Source organism: Amycolatopsis sp. NPDC088138, assembly GCF_044741685.1.
Classification (GTDB): Bacteria; Actinomycetota; Actinomycetes; order Mycobacteriales; family Pseudonocardiaceae; genus Amycolatopsis.
In genome coordinates this window covers 1,024,299-1,041,356 of record NZ_JBIUTB010000004.1, presented here as the reverse complement: position 1 = coordinate 1,041,356, position 17,058 = coordinate 1,024,299, and the positions used below count along the sequence as shown (strand labels likewise).

The following is a 17,058-nucleotide window of genomic DNA, read 5'->3' as shown; positions in this document are numbered from 1 at the left end:
GGTCTGCCAGTCAGTGGTTGAGCGTGTCCTTCCTCGGCCCGGCGCGGGTGCGTTCACTGGGGTCATGACCAAGTGGACAACGGAAAACCTGCCGGACCTGAGTGGACGGACGGTCGTGATCACCGGTGCGGGCCGCGGCCTCGGCCTGATCACGGCACGGGAGCTGGCCCGGGCCGGCGCCCGCGTCGTGCTGGGAGTGCGTGACGTCGGCAAGGCCCGAGACGCTGTCGCCGGCCTGCCCGGCACCTTCGAGATCCGCTCGCTCGACGTCTCTGACCTGGCTTCGGTGCGGGCGTTCGCGGACGCCTGGTCCGGCGACCTCGACGTCCTGATCAACAACGCCGGCGTGATGGACGTCCCCGCCGCGCGCACGGCCGACGGGCTCGACCGGCAGACCGCCACCAACTACACCGGGCCGTTCCTGCTCACGAACCTGCTGCTGGAGCACGTCACCGACCGGGTCGTGCACGTCACCAGCCAGCTGCACACCCAGGGCCGGATCGACCTGGCCGACCTCGACTGGCGCACCCGCAAGTACAGCGGGATGGCCGCCTACCAGGCGTCGAAGCTCGCTGTCGTGCTGTTCTCCCTGGAGCTGCAGCGACGGCTGACCGCGCGCGGCAGCCGTGTCCGCTCGGTGCTGGCCAGCCCGGGCATCGCCCGCACCGCGCTGGCCGCGCACTCGCGGTCCAACGTCGTCAACCGGTTCAAGTTCCTGACCAACTCACCGGAGCGCGGAGCGCTGTCGGTGCTCTACGCGGCGACCGAAGACGTGCCCGGCAACGCCTACGTCGGCCCGGACGGCCCCGGTGGCCTGCGCGGTTACCCGGCCGTGCGCCGGCAGGGCAAGGCCGGTTTCGACGAGGCGCTGGCCGGCCGGCTGTGGGACACGACCGCCGGCCTCGTCGGGGCGGTGGCCCGATGAAGTACCTGGAAGCCGCCGACCACGCCGGGATCTACGTGCCGCACGGCTTCCCGGAACAGACCGTGGACCTGGGCGAGATCCGGATGAACTACGCCGTGGCCGGTGGCGCCGACCTCCCGGCGATGCTGCTGATCCCCGCGCAGACGGAGTCCTGGTGGGGCTACGAGGCAGCCATGCGGCTGCTGGCCGATCGCTACCGGGTGTACGCGGTGGACCTGCGCGGCCAGGGCCGGTCCACCTGGACACCGGGCCGCTACAGCCTGGACGTCTTCGGCGGGGACCTGGTCCGGTTCATCGACCGGGTGATCGGGTCTCCCGTGGTGGTCTGCGGGCTGTCGTCCGGCGGCGTGATCGCGGCCTGGCTGTCGGCGTTCGCGGCGCCCGGACAGGTCCGCGCCGCGGTCTACGAGGACGCCCCGCTGTTCGCCTCGCAGGCCGATCCCGCGGTCGGCCCGTCCATCCGCCAGGGTGCCGGGCCGATGTTCCGCCTGTGGCACAAGTGGCTCGGTCCACAGTGGAGCATCGGCGACTTCGACGGCATGCGGGCGGCGATGGCCCGGGAGATCCCGCCGTGGATGCTGGCCGCGCTGGGCCGGATGGCCCCGGCCGGCACCGGCGGCCCGCCGACGTCCCCGCCCCAGGACCTCCTGGAGTACGACCCCGAATGGGGTGACGCGTTCGTGTCCGGCCGCGCCACGCTCACCTGCGACCACGAGACCATGCTGAGCCAGGTCAAGGTGCCGGTCCTGTTCACCCACCACTTCCACCACGTCGACCCGGACACCGGGAACCTCCTCGGCGCGATCACCGACCTCCAAGTACGGCGGGTGCGTCAGCTGATCGAGGCGACCGGCAACCCCTTCACCTACCGCGAGTTCGCGGACATGCCCCACTCGATGCACGGTCACGACCCGGCCACCTACGTCGCCACGGTCACCGCCTGGGCCGACGGACTCGCCACGAGGAGCGCCTGATGGAGTCCACCGCCCTGCGGCTCGGCACGGCCGGCGAAAAGCTGCTGTTCACCGAAGCCCGCACCGTCAAACGGTTCTCCCCCACGCCGGTCGGCGACGACCGGCTGGCCGGGATCTGGGACCTGGCGCGGTGGCCGCCGACGTCGTCGAACATCCAGCCGCTCCGGGTGCTTTTCGTGCGCACCGCCGAGGGTTTCGGGCGGCTGCTGCCGCACCTGCCCGAGCGCAACCGGGAGCAGGCGCGGACCGCGCCCGTGACCGCGGTCCTCGCGCTGGACCGCGACTACCACGAGCCGGCCGCCCCGCACCTGAACGCGGACGAGGTGCACCGGCTCGACCTGGGCCGGTTCAGCGCGGCCCTGCAAGCCGGCTACTTCATCCTCGCGGTCCGCGCCGCGGGCCTGCACGCCGGCCCGATGGGCGGCTTCGACCACGACGGCGTCGACCGCGAGTTCTTCCCGGACGGACGGTGCACCGCACTGCTGCTGGTCAACATCGGCCACCCGGCCGCCGAAAACCCTTGGCGCGAAAGACAACCCCGGCTCCCCGTCGACCGGGTCCTGCGCTGGGCGTGAATCGTCAGCGGTCGAGCCAGGGAGCGAGCAGCTTCTCCAGGTCGGCGTCGGACAACGCCCGCGGCCCACCGTGGAACTCGTGCCAGCGCGAGGCATCACACGCCGCCGTGTACTCCACCTCGAACGCGCGCATCAGCACGTACATGAACGTCACCGAGCTGAACCGCTCACCCAGCAGCGTCCGCGCTTCCCGCGCGACGTCCGTCGCGCCGGTGAAATCCGTGAGCTTCAGCTCGTCCGCAGCCGGGTCCAGCAGGCTCGGGGCATACATCACGGCAATTTCTCCATCACGGAAGCAGAAAGCAAACCTTCGGCGGCACCGTGCACGCTACTCCGCCCGTCACAGCCGGCCACCGCGGGACGTCAGTGCTCCCGGGCGGACCAGGCCGCGGGCGCGATCGCGACGAGGATTCCGGCGACGGCGATGGTCAGGGTCGCGCGCGTACCCACTGATTCGGCGAGGAATCCCGCGGCCAAGGCACCGAGGGGCATGGTTCCCCAGATGAGCACGCGCATGCTCGTGTGGACGCGGCCGCGCAGGGCGTCCGGGGTCAGGTGCTGGCGGCGGGTCATCACGATCACGTTGTAGGTCGTGCCGCCGGCGGCGTGGATGACGATGCCCGTCGCGGCCAGGACCAGGCCGACCGGGCCCGGCTGGGCGAGCGGGAGCAGCAGGTGGGGTGGCCACGTCAGCACCGGCACCAGCCAGTTGGCGCGAGCCGCGCCGAGGCGGCGGGTCCAGCGGCCGGTCGTCGCGGCGCCGACGACACTGCCCACGCCCGACAGGGCCAGCAGGACGCCCGCACCCGCCGCGTCCAGGTGCAGGTCGTGCGTGAAGAACAGGATCTCCATGGACATGATGCCCGCGGTGAAGAACGCGGCGACGGAGCTCGCGACGGCCAGCGGGCGGAGCTGGCGGTGGTGGACGATGTAGCGGAGCCCCTCGGCGATCTCGGTGCGCAGCCGTACCTCCCGCGGCCGCGGGGGGATCGGCGGCACGTCGGCCCGGACGCGCGACAGGAGCGCCGCCGAAGCCAGGTAGCCCGCCCCGGTGAGCACCAGCCCGGACGCGGCACCGATCACGCGGGTGAGCACGCCACCGATGCCGGGCCCGGCGGCCGCGGCGACCGACAGGGTGATCTGCAGGCGCGCGTAGCCGGTTTCCAGGTTCTCCAGCCCGATCACCACCGGCAGGTACGCCTGGTAGGCGGCGTCGAAGAACACGGTCGCGACGCCGACGAGCACGGCCGTGACGAGCAGCTGCCCGAAGTCCAGCACCCCGGTCCAGCCCGCGACCGGAAGCCCGAAGAACAGCAGGGCCCGGACGAGGTCGGCGCCGACGAGCACCGCGCGGCGGCGGCGCGTCCGGTCGATCCAGGCACCGGCCGGCAGCCCGATGACCAGGAACGCCACGGTCTCCGCCGCGGTGAGCAGTCCCATCTGCAACGGAGTGGCGCCGAGGGTGGTCGCGGCGAGCAGGGGCACCAGCGCGGTCGCGGCGGCGGTACCGAGCTGGGAGGCGGCGTCCGCGGTCCACAGGAACCGGAACGCGCGATGCCCGCGCAACCCGGCTGTCGACGTCTTCGGCGAGGCGTCGGTCACGGCTTCACCAGCGGGACCACCCGGCCGGGCGGCGGACGCCGATCCGCGTGGTAGGGCAGCACGACGGCGTACCCGTCGTCGAACCGCAGGGCGAGCTGGTGCGCCGCCAGCTGGTCGACGAGATCCGCCTCGGCGCCGTCGGCCGGCGGCCGGTCCGTGCCGGCCAGGGTCCGGAACGTGTCCACCCAGCCGGCTTCGACGTGGACGCGGTTGATCGGCCCGCCCGGACGGCTGTCGTGGATGAGGACGAACCCCGGGCCGTAACGGTAAGTGCAGGTGCCCGTCTCGTGGGCTTCACGCCAGCCGCGGCCGAGTCTCCCGTCACCTCGTGGTGGTGGGAGATGGCACAAAGCGCGTTCGGGAACGGTGCTGGGCAACGGCTCCCGCAAGGTCCAGTCCACCGGGACGAACGCCGCCGCGGCGGTGGCGAGCAAGCGCACCATCGTCGCGTCGCGGTGCGCGGATTCGCCGAAGGCGAACGGCTCCGGCAGCCGCAGCCGCTGCGCACACCCGGCCAGTCCGGCCACGACCCGCAGAGCGTCGCCGGGATCGATGCGGCCGAGGTCGAGGTCGACCGCCTCGGGCCACGCCGGGTGCGGAGCGGACAGGGTACGCATGTGGCTCCTTCTCAGGCGGACGGCGTCAGCACCGACAACGGCAGGTGGGTTTTCCGCGCCACGATGGGCGAAGTGGCCAGGGTGATCCACAAGGTGCCGTCGGTGAAGACCAGGCCGGCCTCCCCGAGCCGGCGGAGCCAGCGGCCGAAGTCGTCCGGGTCCCATGCGTGGCTTTGTTCGGCGAGCACCCGGTGTGGGGCGCGGCCGGTCTCCAGTGCTCGCCAGGCCGCGATTTCCCGCGGGTGCTCGAGCACGTGGTCGGCCGGCGCCCAGCCGTGGCGCCGGTCCCGGATCACCACGACGTCGTCGATGGTGCGGGCGATCAGCGCGCTCCCCGCGTAACCCGTGCTCCACGCGGCCAGCGCGTCGACCAGCGGCGCGACCTCCTCGGCCGTGAGTCCCTGGTCCGGCGTGTCGAAGGAGTAGACGAGCTCGGCCAGCCGTTCCGGGTCGTCGATGTCGTGGACGAGGCGCGACCCCGCCGCCGGGCGGCGCTCGGTGAAGCCCTGGCGCGGGTCGTCGAAGTTCGGCGAAAACCGTTGCAGGGCGATCCGTGCCGCCCCGCTGGGCGGTTGCAGGTGCACCAGGGCGGGCAGCTGGGCCACGACCGCGGCGTAGTCCGCCGCGCGTTCGCCCGGAAACCCGTACAGCCAGTTCCAGCTGATGGTGAGCCCGGCCGAGGCTCCGTCACGCAGCATCCGCACGTTGTGGGCCCCGCGGACGCCCTTGCGCATCCGGTGCAGCACGTCGTCGACCAGGCTCTCGACGCCGGGCTGGACCTCCCACACCCCGGCCGCCCGCAGCTCGGCCACGTCCTCGACCTGCGCGTTGGCCTTGATCTCGTAGTGGATGCGCAGGTCGTGGCCGGCGGCCGCCAGCTCCGGCAGCGCCGAGCGGTAGTACTCGTTCGGCAGGATGTTGTCGATCGTGGTGACGTCGAGGATCCGGTGCCGGCGCACCAGCCCGAGCACTTCGTCCACAAAGGACTCGGCGGGCTTGGCCCGGTAGGTCATCGCGGTGCCGTTGAGGCCGCAGAAGACGCAGTGGTGTTTCGCGCCCCACCAGCAGCCGCGGGAGGACTCCACGACCAACTCCGGTTCGACGCGAGCGGCGACGGAAGCGGGAATGGCCGCGAACCAGTCGTCGTAGTCCGGTGTCGTGATCGACGTCGGAGAAACCAGCCGGGACGGGCACGGGCTGACCCGGGTGGCGCCGTGGTCGTCACGCCAGCACAGCTGGGGCACGTCGTCGAGGCCGTCGCGGGAACCGGTCGCGTCGCATTCGGCCAGGGCCCGGAGCAGTTTCGGAAAAGCCACGTCGGCCTCGCCGCGCAGGACGTAGTCGACGAACGGGTACTCCCGGTGCAGCGCCACGCCCATCGGGCCGTCGGCCGAGTAGCCGCCGACCAGGATCCGCACGTCCGGTCGCCGGTCCTTGATCCGCCGGGCGACCGCGAGGCTGGCGATGGTCTGGCTGAAGGTCGCGCTGAAACCGACCAGTTCCGGCTCGCGGGCGAGAATCGCGTCGGCGGCTTGATCGGTGAATTCGTCCGCGAGCTCACGAACCGCCGCGGCGACGCGGAAGGGCAGGCCGGCGCGGCGGGCCAGATCCCGCATGCCCGCATAGCCGAAATCGGATCCGTTGAGCGCGCCCGCGAAGATCCATTCACCGAGCGAATGGTGGAACCCGGTGTCCGCCATTTCCGCGTAGTCGCCCACGGTCAGACCGGCCCGCAGCATCATGTCGGCGAAAGCGAGACTGCCGTGATAGGAAACCGGGACCGGAAGTCCCTCCCGCACGCACGCCGCGCGCAGTACGCCGAGGGCGAGGGAGGGGCGGTGCAGCGAGTGCCACGGCATCGACACCAGGCAGGTGCGGGGAACGGACCCGCGGGGCATCGAAACGCCTGTTCCGCCGGTCAGTGCGGTTTCGCAGCGGTCGAGCCGGCTTCGTTGTACATGGTCACGCCACGGCCGGTGCCGCCGTGTTCGTCACGCTCGGCCAGCCGCGTCACGGTGAGCGCGGCGGTGGTCCGGACCTCACGGCCGGCATCGGAACGATCGCCGAATTCCGCGAGATCCGTCATCGGGAGTGCGCCTGCGGGTGTGGATTTCATCTTTCCCCCTCGTTTCGACACGAATTCCGAAACTCGGCGCCGCACCGGCGAAGGTCATCCACCGGCCGCCCCGCGACTACAGGGTAATTCCCGCAAGCCTCATGGGTAAAGCGCTTCCCCGAATCGCAATGGTCAACGATCGAGCCACGGAGCGAGCAACGCCTCGAGATCGGCGTCCGACAACGCCCGCGGCCCACCGTGGAACTCGTGCCACCGCGACGCGTCACACGCCGCCGTGTACTCCACCTCGAACGCGCGCATCAGCACGTACATGAACGTCACCGAACTGAACCGCTCACCCAACAGCATCCGAGCTTCCCGGGCGACCTCCGTCGCACCGGCGAAGTCCGCGAGCTTCAACGATTCCGCAGCCGGGTCCAGCAGGCTGGGGGCATACATCACGACAAATTCTCCATCACAGAAACGAAAACTCAGCCTTCAGCGGCGAGCTGACCACAAGCCGCGGCGATCTCCTGGCCCCGGGTGTCCCGGACCGTGCACGCCACACCACCGGCGTTGACCAACCGCACGAACTCCCGCTCCACCGGCTTCGGCGACGCGTCCCACTTGCTGCCCGGCGTCGGGTTCAGCGGGATCACGTTGACGTGCACCAGCTGACCGAGGTGCTTGCGCAGCCGCTTCGCGAGCAGCTCCGCCCGCCACGGCTGGTCGTTGATGTCCCGGATCAACGCGTACTCAATGGACACCCGGCGCCCCGACGTGTCCGCGTAGTACCGAGCCGCCGACAGCACCTCGTCGACCGACCAGCGCTCGTTCACCGGCACCAGCGTGTCCCGCAGCTCGTCGTCCGGCGTGTGCAGCGACACCGCGAGACGCACCTGCATCTTCTCGTCCGCCAGCTTCCGAATCGCCGGCGCCAGGCCCACGGTCGACACCGTCACCGACCGCTGACCGATCCCCAGCCCGCCCGGCGCCGGATCCGTGATCCGCCGCACCGCGGCCACCACACGCTTGTAGTTGGCCAGGGGCTCACCCATGCCCATGAAGACGATGTTCGACAGCCGGCCGGGGCCACCGGGCATCTTGCCGTCGCGCATGACCGCCGCCGCCGAGCGGACCTGGTCGACGATCTCCGCCGTCGACAGGTTCCGGTCCAGGCCGCCCTGGCCGGTCGCGCAGAAGGGGCACGCCATGCCGCAGCCGGCCTGGCTCGAGATGCACAGCGTCGCGCGGTCCGGGTAGCGCATCAGGACGCTCTCCAGCAGCGTGCCGTCGTGCGCGCGCCACAGGGTCTTGCGGGTCGCGCCGTCGTCGGCCGCCAATGCGCGGACCTCGGTCAGCAGCGTCGGCATCAGGTCGGCGACCAGACGATCACGCGAGGCCGCCGGGATGTCCGTCATCTCCGCCGGGTCGACCGTCAGACGCGAGAAGTAGTGGTTCGACAGCTGCTTCGCGCGGAACGGCTTCTCCCCCAGCTCGGCCACCGCGGCCGCGCGGTCGGCCACCGAAAGGTCGGCGAGGTGGCGCGGCGGCAGGCCACGCTTGGGGGCGTCGAAGACGAGCGGAAGGGCAGTCATAACCCATCCAGTGTCCCACGTGGCATCCGGCACCACCCAAGCCACCCGCACGGCTGTTCCCCAGGTCACGGCCCGGCGCGGGATCTGGGACGCTCGCAAGGTGAAGATCCTGTTCGCGACCGCCCCCGGCTACGGCCTGACGCTGCCGCTCATCCCCCTGATCTGGGCCGCGCGGGCCGCCGGCCACGAGATCCTGCTCGCGACGTCCTCCGAGATGGTCGACGCCGGTGCGCGGGCCGGGCTGCCCGCCTACGACGTCTTCCCGCAGCGGGACGTCTGGAACGACCTGATGGGCAGCGTCGCGGGCACCGGCACGCCCGAGGGCGAGCTCCCCGAGGAGTACCGGCTGGCCCGCCGGGCGGGCAACCCCTTCGGGCTGTTCACCGTGACCATGACCGAGGGCACGATCGAGGCCGGCCGGCTGTTCGGCGCCGACCTCGTCGTCCACACCTCCGACCACGCCGCCGGGATGCTCGCGGCCGCGGCTCTCGGCGTGCCCGCGCTCGAGGTCGGCAACCGGGTCTCGTGGTCCGTGCGCGACGCGGACTGGCGGGCCGAGCACCACGTCTTCGGCGAGGACGAGGTCAGCGACCTGATGCGGGCCAAGCTCGGGATCGGCGACGCGAAACCGGCGGTGCTCGCCAGGGTCGACCCGCGCGCGCCCAGCATGGGCGGGCTGGCCGCCGGTCAGGAGCACCCCGACGAGCGTGACGGCGTCCCGTGGTGGGCGATGCGGTTCGTGCCCTTCAACGGCGGTGCCGTCGTCCCGGACTGGGCGTTGCGCCGCCCGGACCGCCCGCGGATCGCCGTCACGCTGGGCACGGTAGTGCCGGTGATGTCCGGGGTCAGCAGCCTGGCCGTCGTCCTGGAGGCGCTCGGGGGCCTGGACGTCGAGGTCGTGCTCGCCGCCGGGACCGCGGACCTGACGGAGCTGGGCGAGCTGCCGGCGAACGTGCGCTCGGTCGGCTACCTCGCGTTGTCGGCGTTCCTGCCGTCCTGCGCGGCGATCGTGCACCACGGCGGGTCGGGCACCACGGCCGCGCCGCTGTCCTACGGCGTTCCGCAGCTCGTGCTGCCGTCCTTCGCGGACAATCCGCTCGCGGCGCGGCGCGTCGCCGACCGGGGTGTCGGGCTCAGCCACGACCCGGCCACCGTGGACGCCGCCACCGTGCGGACGCTGGTCGAACGATTGCTCACCGAAGACGGGTTCCGGACGGCGGCCCGGGAGGTGGCCGAGGAGATGGCGACCCAGCCCAGCCCCGCCGACGTCCTGGCCCGCGCGGTCGCCGCACTGCGCTGACCCGGGTGGGTGAACACCCCTGGACGGGCCGCCCTAATCTGACCGGGATTCACAGCGAAACCGTGCGGGACGTTCGTGAGTCCAAGGGCGGACGAAAGAGGTGAGCCCGTGCGGAGCCGTTCCTTCCGGCACAGTGTCCTGGCCGTTGCCGTAGTGCTGGGCGCTGCCGCCTGCACGACATCGACGGTCGGTCAGCCCCAGCCGGTCCCGACCGTGACCGCGGCCGCCCCGTCGGGTGACCGGATCGACGTCGGGACCATGCACGTCACGGTGCCGAAGGGCGCGAAGTACACCGCGCACAGCCAGGACGGCCTGCTCGACGGCTGCCTCACCGAAGGCACCGTGGTCTGCGAGGCACGGCTGCTGGACCTGCGCGAAGCCACTTCGGACCCCAACGCGCCCCTCAACCTGCCGAGCGCGAAACGCCCCTTCGGCTGGTACACCGGCACCGACGTGCCGACGTGCATCACCGCGGCGTCGCCGCCCGGGGAGGCCTCGGTGGCGACCGGCAGCAACCTCGTCGACTCCGGGTTCCGGCCGGTCGGGACCAAGAACGCCGAGTACGGCGCCTGGCAGGTCAGCTGCGAGGACGCGACGCAGAACAACAAGGTCCGGATGTGGTGGCTGCCGACGAGCAAGATCCTCGTCGTCGAGTACGGGTCCTTCGAAGGCTGGGACGCCAAGATGGACACGCTGCTCGCCGGCGCCACGTTCTCCTAGGCGACCACGTCCAGCGCCGCGCGGATGATCGCGTCGGTGTCGATGCCGTGGTAGCGGTAGACCTCTTCGAGGGACCCGGACTGGCCGAAGCCGGTGACACCCAGGGTCGCCGACGGGACGCGGTTGATCCCGGCGAGGAACGCCAGCGTGTGCGGGTGGCCGTCGAGGACGCTGACCAGCGGCCGGGCCCGCGCCGCCGGGAAGACCTGGTCGAGGATCCAGCTGTCGCCGCTGCCCTGCCCGGCCCGCGCGCGCGTCGCCTCGAACAGCAGGCCCGGGCTCGTCACGCAGACGACGTCCGCCTCGACACCGACCTGCGCGAGCCGCTCGGCCGCCGCCAGCGTGTCCGGCACCAGTGCGCCCATCGCCGCGAGCGTGACCACCGGCGCTTCGGCACGGCGCAGCAGGTACGCGCCCGCCACGACCTGACGGCGACGGCGTTCGCGCGCCGCCGGATCGGCCGGGACGTCGGCCAGGGTCTGGTCGACCGGCCGCGTCGAGAGCCGGAAGTAGGACGACGTGCCGCCCGGCTTGCCCAGCCGGCCCAGCGCCGCCAGCAGCGTCCACTCGGTGTCGATCGCGAACGCCGGTTCGTAGCTGACGCAGCCGGGCTGCTCGATGCCGATCGACGGCGTGGTGATCGACTGGTGCGCGCCGCCTTCCGGGGCAAGCGTGACACCCGACGGCGTGCCGATGAGGATCGACTGGCCGCCCGCGTAGATGCCGAACGACCACGGCTCGAGCGCACGCTCGACGAACGGGTCATACATGACGCCGATCGGCAGCAGCGGCTCGCCCCAGCGGCTCCAGGTGGCGCCCAGCTCGCCCAGCAGCCCGACCAGGTTCGTCTCGGCGATGCCCAGCTCGACGTGCTGGCCGGTGGGCTTCTCGCGCCAGTGCATGATCGTCTCGGGGTCGTCCTCGAACCAGTCGCGGCGCTCGATCGCCGACCACACGCCGACCTTGTTGACCCAGCCGCCGAGGTTGGTCGTCGAGCTGACGTCGGGGCTGACCGTCACGACGCGCTTCGCCGCTTCGGGCGCTTCGCGCGTCAGGTCGAGCAGGACGCGGCCCAGCGCCGCCTGCGTCGTCGCGGTCCCGGACGGCGTTCGCCCGATGTCGGCCGGAAGCTCCACTGAAGGCGCGGCAGGGACGTCCGGACGGCGAAGGCGCGAAGCAACTTCGGCGCACAACGCGGCTTCGGGCGAACCGTCCGCGAAGCCCTGCCACGGCGAACCGAGGTCGGTGCCGAGCGACCCAGCCAGTTCTTCCATCTGCTCCGCGGTCAGCAGTGACGAGTGGTTCTGCGGGTGCCCCTGGGTCGGCAGGCCGCGGCCCTTGACGGTGTAGGCGAAGATCACCGTCGGCCGGCTGTCCGAGATGGACGCGAAGACCTCGTCGAGCGAGCCGAGGTCGTGGCCGCCGAGGTTGCGGATCGCGGCCAGGAGCGTCTCGTCGTCGAGTGACGTCACCAGGGCGGCGAGCGCGTCGTTGCCCGCGGGCAGCCGGTCGCGCAGTTGGGCGGCGTCGCAGCGCAGCAGCCGCTGGTACTCGGGGTTCGGCATCGCGTCGATGCGCTCGCGCAGCTCGGCGCCGCCGGGCCGGGTGAACAGCTCCTCCAGCAGCCGCCCGTACTTCAGGGTCAGCACCTGCCAGCCGGCCGCGTCGAACATGCCCTGCAGCCGCCCGGCCGCGATGTTCGGCACCACGCGGTCCAGCGACTGGCGGTTGAGGTCGACGATCCAGACGATCTCGCCCAGCTCGGCCACGGCCGGGTCGAGGATGGCCTCCCAGATCGCGCCCTCGTCCAGCTCGGCGTCGCCGACCAGGGAGTACTGCCGTCCGGTGCCCGCGTCACGCCCTCGTGTCGTCAGGTAGCGGCGGGCCAGCGCACCCCAGATCGGCGCGGTCGCGCCGATGCCGACCGAGCCGGTCGAGTAGTCCACCGGGTCCGGGTCCTTGGCGCGGCTCGGGTAGCTCTGCAGCCCGCCGAACTCGCGCAGCGTCGGCAGGTAGGCCTCGTCCAGCTCGCCGAGCAGGTAGTTGATCGCGTGGAGCACCGGCGAGGCGTGCGGCTTCACCGAGACGCGGTCCTCGGGACGCAGGTGCCGGAACCACAGCGACGTCATGATCGAGACCAGCGACGCGCACGACGCCTGGTGCCCGCCGACCTTGAGCCCGGACGGGTTGGGCCGCACCCGGTTGGCCTGGTGCACGATCGCGGTGGCGAGCCACAGCACCCGCCGTTCGATCGCGGCGAGCTCGTCCGAGCCGGTCGCCGGAGCGGTCGGGGAGGTCTGGGTCATCGTCGACACCTTTCGTGCAGGAAACGCCACCAGGACAGCACTGGCGGACGCATCGCACAACCGATGCCACTCGAGCTGCGCAGAATGCACGCCGCCGGGGGACGGCTCAGGTCTCCGGCTGGGCAGAATGCACGCGCTCCAGCAGCGGCTTGAGCCGGTACGGGACGAGCTCCCGCATGACGAGCGAGATGTTCGTCCGCTCCACCCCCGGCGAGGCGAGGATGCGCCCGGCGATCCGGTAGAGGTCGTCCGCGTCGACGGCGACGACCTGCACCATCAGGTCACTCGCCCCGGTCAGCCCGCAGACCTCGGTCACCTCGGGGATCGCGGCCAGCGCGTCGGCGATCTCGGCGAGGCGCCGCTGGTCGACCTGCGCGTTGACGAACGCGCGCAGCGGGTAGCCCAGCCGCGCCGGGTCGATGCGGCGCTCGAACGACTCGAGCACACCGCGCTGTTCCAGGCGCGCGAGCCGGGCCTGCACCGTGTTGCGGGACAGGCCGAGGCGCTCGGCCAGGGCGACCGCCGTCGAGCGCGGGTCCGCGCCCAGGGCCAGCAGGAGCCGCGCGTCGATGTCGTCGATGGTGTCGGGCACGCCGCCGATCTTCGCAGGCCGTGAGCGGTGTCACCACGAGCGGGTTGCGATCCGACTGTTTCCGATATATCGTGAACGTGTCGCAACAGTTCGAGAAAGGAACACAGACATGCGTAGGCAACGACACCCCTTCACCCAAGATCACCCCTTCGCCCGTGAACGCGGGCGCACTCCCTTCGGTGGTTTCGGCGACTTCCCCCCGGGCTTCGGCCCTGGTGGCGGACGCGGCCGAGGCCACGGTCCGGGCCGGCGCGGCCACGGTGGCCGTCGCAGCCGCCGCGGTGACGTCCGCGCCGCGATCCTGGCGCTGCTCGCCGAGCAGCCCCGGCACGGCTACGAGATCATCCGCGAGATCGGCGAGCGCTCCGGCGGCTTCTGGCGCCCGAGCCCCGGCTCGGTCTACCCGACGCTGCAGCTGCTGGCCGACGAAGGCCTGGTCATCAGCAAGGACGAGCACGGCAAGAAGCTCTTCGAGCTGACCGACGCCGGCCGCACCGCCGCGGAAGAGCAGGACAGCACCCCGCCGTGGGAGCAGATCGCGCAGGACGTCGACGCGTCCGAGGTCGGGCTGGCCAAGGCGGGCAAGAACCTGGCCGCCGCCGTCGTGCAGATCATGCGCGCGGGCACCGAGAGCCAGCAGGCCCGCGCGGCCGAGGTGCTCAACGACGCCCGGCGCTCGCTCTACGGCATCCTCGGCGAGGACGAGGACGAGTCCTCGACTCCGTCCGAAGAAGCAGCCGAGTGACCTGGCAGGACGAGGCCGGTGGGCTTGACCCGCGTGTGCACGCGGTAGCCCACCGGCAGCGTCAGGTCGGTTTCCCGATTCCCGTTACGCTGCAAGGACTTCGCGATCGCCTGTTCGGCGACCGGTTTGCTGAATTCGATCTTCAGGACCGCTTCGAGGTCCGCGGCGGTCGCGAAACGCCACTCGGTGGCGACGCGGCGGCAGCCGAACCCGGCCCGGGCGAAGAACCTTTCGACCGCGGCCGGGTCGTACTGGGGTAGGTCGGCGCGCATCCAGCCGCCGTAGGGCTCGCTGGTGACGTCGAGATCGACGATCAGTACCACTCCGCCCGGCCGCAGCACCCGCTCGGCCTCCGCCAGCCCGGGCTCGCACCCGGGCCCGAAGAAGTACGCCGTACGCGCGTGGACGACGTCGACGCTCGCGCTGCGGACCGGCAGCCGCTGGGCCCGGCCGTGCCGGACATCCACGTTCGCCAGTCCCCGCACCCGCTTCAGCGCGTCCCGTACCAGCGGCTCGTGCGGTTCGATCCCGAGCACCGAACGCGCTTCGCGCGCGAAGTGCGGCAGGTGGAACCCGTCACCGCAGCCGACGTCCAGCACGTCCAGCCCGGCCCAGTCGCACTCCTCACGCAGCACGCGCCAGATCTCGCCGCCGCTGTCCTGTGCCCGGTTCTCCAGCTCGTAGTCGGCCTGGTAGTACCAGATGTTCGGACTCGGCACGACCTCCGCGCGCCGGGACGAGAACCGCACCGCTGCTCCTTCCGGGGCCTACTTCGCCGACAGTGATTTTCCGGCGTCGAAATCTTCGCGGAAACCTTACGGATCACGCCTAGAATTCGGTGGGTCTCGGGAGGAGCACTTCATGGCATTCGGCCCGCCCAGTACCCCGTCCCCGGTCCCGGCCGGAATTCCGTGCTGGATCGAGCTGGCCTGCCGCGAGCAGGCCGTCGCGGAGAGATTCTACGGCGCCCTCTTCGGCTGGACCTACGCCACGCAACGAGATCCGGCAACGTCCGACGGGCGTTACGCGATCGCGACGCTCAACGAGCTCCCGGTCGGCGGGCTGTACCGCGCCGCACAGGGCGCGCCGCTGGGCTGGATGCCGCACATCTCCGTGCCGCACACCGCGAGCGCGGCCGAATGGGTGGAACACCTCGGCGGCCGGCTGACGCTCGGCCCGATGCCGATCCCGCAGCGGGGAACGATCCTGCACGCCTACGACGCGTGCGGCGCGCCGGTGGTGTTCTGGGAGGTCCCGCCGGACTGGGAGTTCGTCACCGGCATCCCGAACACCTTCAGCGGCGCCGACCTCAACACCCACGACGGCGTCGCGGCGGATCACTTCTACACCAAGCTCTTCACCTACTCGAGCCACCAGATCGGCGACGGCGAATCGCTCGACTACGCCGAATGGCTCATCGAGCACGAGCCGGTCCTGTACCGCTACGTGATGGGCTCGGAGTACAGCCTCGACACCCCGCCGCACTGGCTCGTCTACTTCGACATCGACCCGGCGCGCGGCGTGGACGCCGTCGCGGGCGAGGCGCTCATGAACGGCGGCACCGTCGTGATCCAGCCGTACGACACCCCGTTCGGCCGGATGTCGATCCTCGCCGACCCGGAGGGCGCGGTGTTCGCCGTGATCGACCACTCGCGCATCGCCGAAGGCTGGGGCCGCGCCGAGGTCGACGACCCCTACGACGACTGACGCCCGAGCGACGCCAGCACCACGACCAGCGCGTACCCGCCCGCCACCAGCCACATCCCGGTGGCGGGCAGCAGCGCGCCCACGAGCGCGACCCCGATCGCCCCGCCGGTCTGGCGCGACGCGTTGAGCACCCCGGCGGCCAGCCCGGCCTTGTCCGGCAAGGAGTTCATGGCCAGCGACGTCATCGCGGGCATCGCGAGCGAACAGCAGCCGAACACCACCGAGACCACGGCGAACGGCACCAGCGCGCGGTCCCCGGGCAGCAGCGCGAAGCCCACGGAGCCGGCCAGCCCGGCCAGCGCGCCGGCGATCATCGGGACGCGCGCGCCGAAACGCCCGGTCAGGCGTCCGCTGAAGAACGCGTTGAGCGCCACCGCCAGCGTCACCGGCACCAGCGCGAGACCGGCGGCGAGCGCCCCCAGCCCCCACTGCCGTTGCAGGTACAGCGCCAAGGCGAACAGGGTGCCGTAGAGGCAGAAGTTGAACAGGCCGCCGATGCCGGTCGCCACCGCGAAGTTCCGGATCTTCAGCACGCCCAGCGGCAGCACGGGATCCGGCACCCGCCGTTCGACCACGACGAACACCGCGCCGGCCACCACTCCCCCGGCGATCAGCACGAGCGTCGTCCACGCGGACCAGCCCGCGTGACCGGACTCGATGAACCCCGCGACGAGGCAGGCCAGCGCGGCCGTGCCCGCCAGCTGCCCGGCCAGGTCCAGCCGGGTCGACTCGTGGCGCGGCGGTTCGGCGACCGCCCGGCGGGTCAGGACGATCGCGACGATCCCGACCGGCACGTTCACGGCGAACACCAGCCGCCAGTCGGCGAGGCCGACCGCGAGCCCGCCGAGCACCGGGCCGGCGGCGAGGCCGACCCCGCTCATGCCGCCCCAGACGCCGAGCGCGCGGGCCCGCTGCTTCGGGTCCGGGAACTGGTGGACGATCAGCGCCAGCGACGAGGGCAGCAGCGCGGCGCCGCCGGCCCCCTGCACGGCACGCGCGGTGATCAGCCAGGCGGCCGAAGTCGCGAGCGCGCAGCCGATGCTGGCGAGTACGAAGACGGCGACGCCCACTTCGAAGACCCGGCGGGACCCCCACCGGTCACCGGCCGCGCCCCAGGTGAGCAGGAACGCTGCGAGCGTCACGGTGTAGGCGTCGACGACCCACTGCAGCGCGGCGGTCGACGGCTCGCCGAAGTCGGCCCCGATCGGCGGGAGCGCGAGGTTCACGATCGTCGCGTCGAGGGTGATCATCAGGAAGCCCAGGCAGACGGCGGCGAGCGCGAGCCTGGCCGGGGCGCGGGTTTCGGTGGACATGCCCCGAGTCAAACCCCTGGACACTTCG

The 17,058-nt window shown here is 71.8% G+C and carries 18 protein-coding genes; 7 read left to right on the top strand and 11 right to left on the bottom strand.

What is annotated here, in order from left to right; all coding sequences use genetic code 11:
* Nucleotides 1-64 precede the first annotated feature (64 nt).
* From ACIOD2_RS25600 to ACIOD2_RS25590, 3 genes are read left to right on the top strand one after another with little or no spacing between them, the layout of a single operon-like run.
* Nucleotides 65-925, top strand: coding sequence for an SDR family NAD(P)-dependent oxidoreductase (locus ACIOD2_RS25600; protein WP_400542724.1), 861 nt, complete (start codon nt 65-67; stop codon nt 923-925).
* A complete protein-coding gene (locus ACIOD2_RS25595; RefSeq protein WP_400542721.1) occupies nt 922-1,899 on the top strand; it encodes an alpha/beta fold hydrolase in 978 nt (325 codons plus the stop codon). The genes ACIOD2_RS25600 and ACIOD2_RS25595 overlap by 4 nt, the downstream gene beginning before the upstream one ends.
* Nucleotides 1,899-2,474 carry a malonic semialdehyde reductase gene (locus tag ACIOD2_RS25590; protein WP_400542718.1) on the top strand — a complete coding sequence of 192 codons (576 nt, stop codon included), beginning with the start codon at nt 1,899-1,901 and terminating at the stop codon, nt 2,472-2,474. Before ACIOD2_RS25595 ends, ACIOD2_RS25590 begins: the two co-directional genes overlap by 1 nt.
* A 4-nt stretch (nt 2,475-2,478) precedes the next feature.
* On the opposite strand, the gene ACIOD2_RS25585 is transcribed toward ACIOD2_RS25590, so the two are convergent.
* From ACIOD2_RS25585 to rlmN, 7 genes are all read right to left on the bottom strand, one after another.
* Entirely contained in the window at nt 2,479-2,745 is a 267-nt protein-coding gene (locus tag ACIOD2_RS25585) for a hypothetical protein (protein WP_323335490.1), read from the bottom strand.
* 92 nt (nt 2,746-2,837) lie between these two features.
* A complete protein-coding gene (locus tag ACIOD2_RS25580; protein WP_400542716.1) occupies nt 2,838-4,076 on the bottom strand; it encodes an MFS transporter in 1,239 nt (412 codons plus the stop codon).
* Nucleotides 4,073-4,693 (bottom strand): DUF5825 family protein, encoded by a 621-nt coding sequence (locus ACIOD2_RS25575; RefSeq protein WP_400542713.1) that lies wholly within the window; start codon nt 4,691-4,693, stop codon nt 4,073-4,075. The genes ACIOD2_RS25580 and ACIOD2_RS25575 overlap by 4 nt, the downstream gene beginning before the upstream one ends.
* Nucleotides 4,694-4,704: 11 nt before the next feature.
* Nucleotides 4,705-6,591 (bottom strand): RiPP maturation radical SAM C-methyltransferase, encoded by a 1,887-nt coding sequence (locus ACIOD2_RS25570; protein WP_400542710.1) that lies wholly within the window; start codon nt 6,589-6,591, stop codon nt 4,705-4,707.
* A gap of 20 nt (nt 6,592-6,611) precedes the next feature.
* Nucleotides 6,612-6,779 (bottom strand): hypothetical protein, encoded by a 168-nt coding sequence (locus tag ACIOD2_RS25565; RefSeq protein ID WP_400542707.1) that lies wholly within the window; start codon nt 6,777-6,779, stop codon nt 6,612-6,614.
* Nucleotides 6,780-6,941: 162 nt separating this feature from the next.
* Nucleotides 6,942-7,208 carry a hypothetical protein gene (locus ACIOD2_RS25560; protein WP_400542704.1) on the bottom strand — a complete coding sequence of 89 codons (267 nt, stop codon included), beginning with the start codon at nt 7,206-7,208 and terminating at the stop codon, nt 6,942-6,944.
* A gap of 32 nt (nt 7,209-7,240) precedes the next feature.
* Nucleotides 7,241-8,347 carry a 23S rRNA (adenine(2503)-C(2))-methyltransferase RlmN gene (gene rlmN / locus ACIOD2_RS25555; protein WP_400542701.1) on the bottom strand — a complete coding sequence of 369 codons (1,107 nt, stop codon included), beginning with the start codon at nt 8,345-8,347 and terminating at the stop codon, nt 7,241-7,243.
* A 19-nt stretch (nt 8,348-8,366) separates the two neighbouring features.
* On the opposite strand from rlmN, the gene ACIOD2_RS25550 reads away from it, so the two are divergent.
* Both ACIOD2_RS25550 and ACIOD2_RS25545 read left to right on the top strand, forming a co-directional pair.
* Nucleotides 8,367-9,647 (top strand): glycosyltransferase, encoded by a 1,281-nt coding sequence (locus ACIOD2_RS25550; RefSeq protein ID WP_400542698.1) that lies wholly within the window; start codon nt 8,367-8,369, stop codon nt 9,645-9,647.
* Nucleotides 9,648-9,755: 108 nt separating this feature from the next.
* Nucleotides 9,756-10,367 (top strand): hypothetical protein, encoded by a 612-nt coding sequence (locus ACIOD2_RS25545; RefSeq protein ID WP_400542696.1) that lies wholly within the window; start codon nt 9,756-9,758, stop codon nt 10,365-10,367.
* On the opposite strand, the gene ACIOD2_RS25540 is transcribed toward ACIOD2_RS25545, so the two are convergent.
* Both ACIOD2_RS25540 and ACIOD2_RS25535 read right to left on the bottom strand, forming a co-directional pair.
* Nucleotides 10,364-12,673 (bottom strand): transketolase-like TK C-terminal-containing protein, encoded by a 2,310-nt coding sequence (locus tag ACIOD2_RS25540; protein ID WP_400542693.1) that lies wholly within the window; start codon nt 12,671-12,673, stop codon nt 10,364-10,366. The genes ACIOD2_RS25545 and ACIOD2_RS25540 overlap by 4 nt on opposite strands.
* A 106-nt stretch (nt 12,674-12,779) precedes the next feature.
* Complete coding sequence (locus ACIOD2_RS25535; protein WP_400542690.1) at nt 12,780-13,265, bottom strand: Lrp/AsnC family transcriptional regulator; 486 nt, start codon at nt 13,263-13,265, stop codon at nt 12,780-12,782.
* Between the two features lie 109 nt (nt 13,266-13,374).
* On the opposite strand from ACIOD2_RS25535, the gene ACIOD2_RS25530 reads away from it, so the two are divergent.
* The gene (locus tag ACIOD2_RS25530) at nt 13,375-14,010 is read left to right on the top strand and encodes a PadR family transcriptional regulator (protein WP_400542687.1); all 636 of its coding nucleotides are present in this window, start codon (nt 13,375-13,377) and stop codon (nt 14,008-14,010) included.
* On the opposite strand, the gene ACIOD2_RS25525 is transcribed toward ACIOD2_RS25530, so the two are convergent.
* Nucleotides 13,947-14,759, bottom strand: coding sequence for a class I SAM-dependent methyltransferase (locus ACIOD2_RS25525; RefSeq protein WP_400542683.1), 813 nt, complete (start codon nt 14,757-14,759; stop codon nt 13,947-13,949). The two genes, ACIOD2_RS25530 and ACIOD2_RS25525, sit on opposite strands and share 64 nt — an antisense overlap.
* Before the next feature lie 112 nt (nt 14,760-14,871).
* Between ACIOD2_RS25525 and ACIOD2_RS25520 the strand changes: the two genes are divergently transcribed.
* Nucleotides 14,872-15,717: a VOC family protein gene (locus tag ACIOD2_RS25520; protein ID WP_400542680.1), complete on the top strand. Its 846-nt coding sequence runs from the start codon at nt 14,872-14,874 to the stop codon at nt 15,715-15,717.
* Here ACIOD2_RS25520 and ACIOD2_RS25515 read toward each other — a convergent pair.
* Nucleotides 15,705-17,030 (bottom strand): MFS transporter, encoded by a 1,326-nt coding sequence (locus ACIOD2_RS25515; protein WP_400542677.1) that lies wholly within the window; start codon nt 17,028-17,030, stop codon nt 15,705-15,707. The genes ACIOD2_RS25520 and ACIOD2_RS25515 overlap by 13 nt on opposite strands.
* Nucleotides 17,031-17,058: the final 28 nt, after the last annotated feature.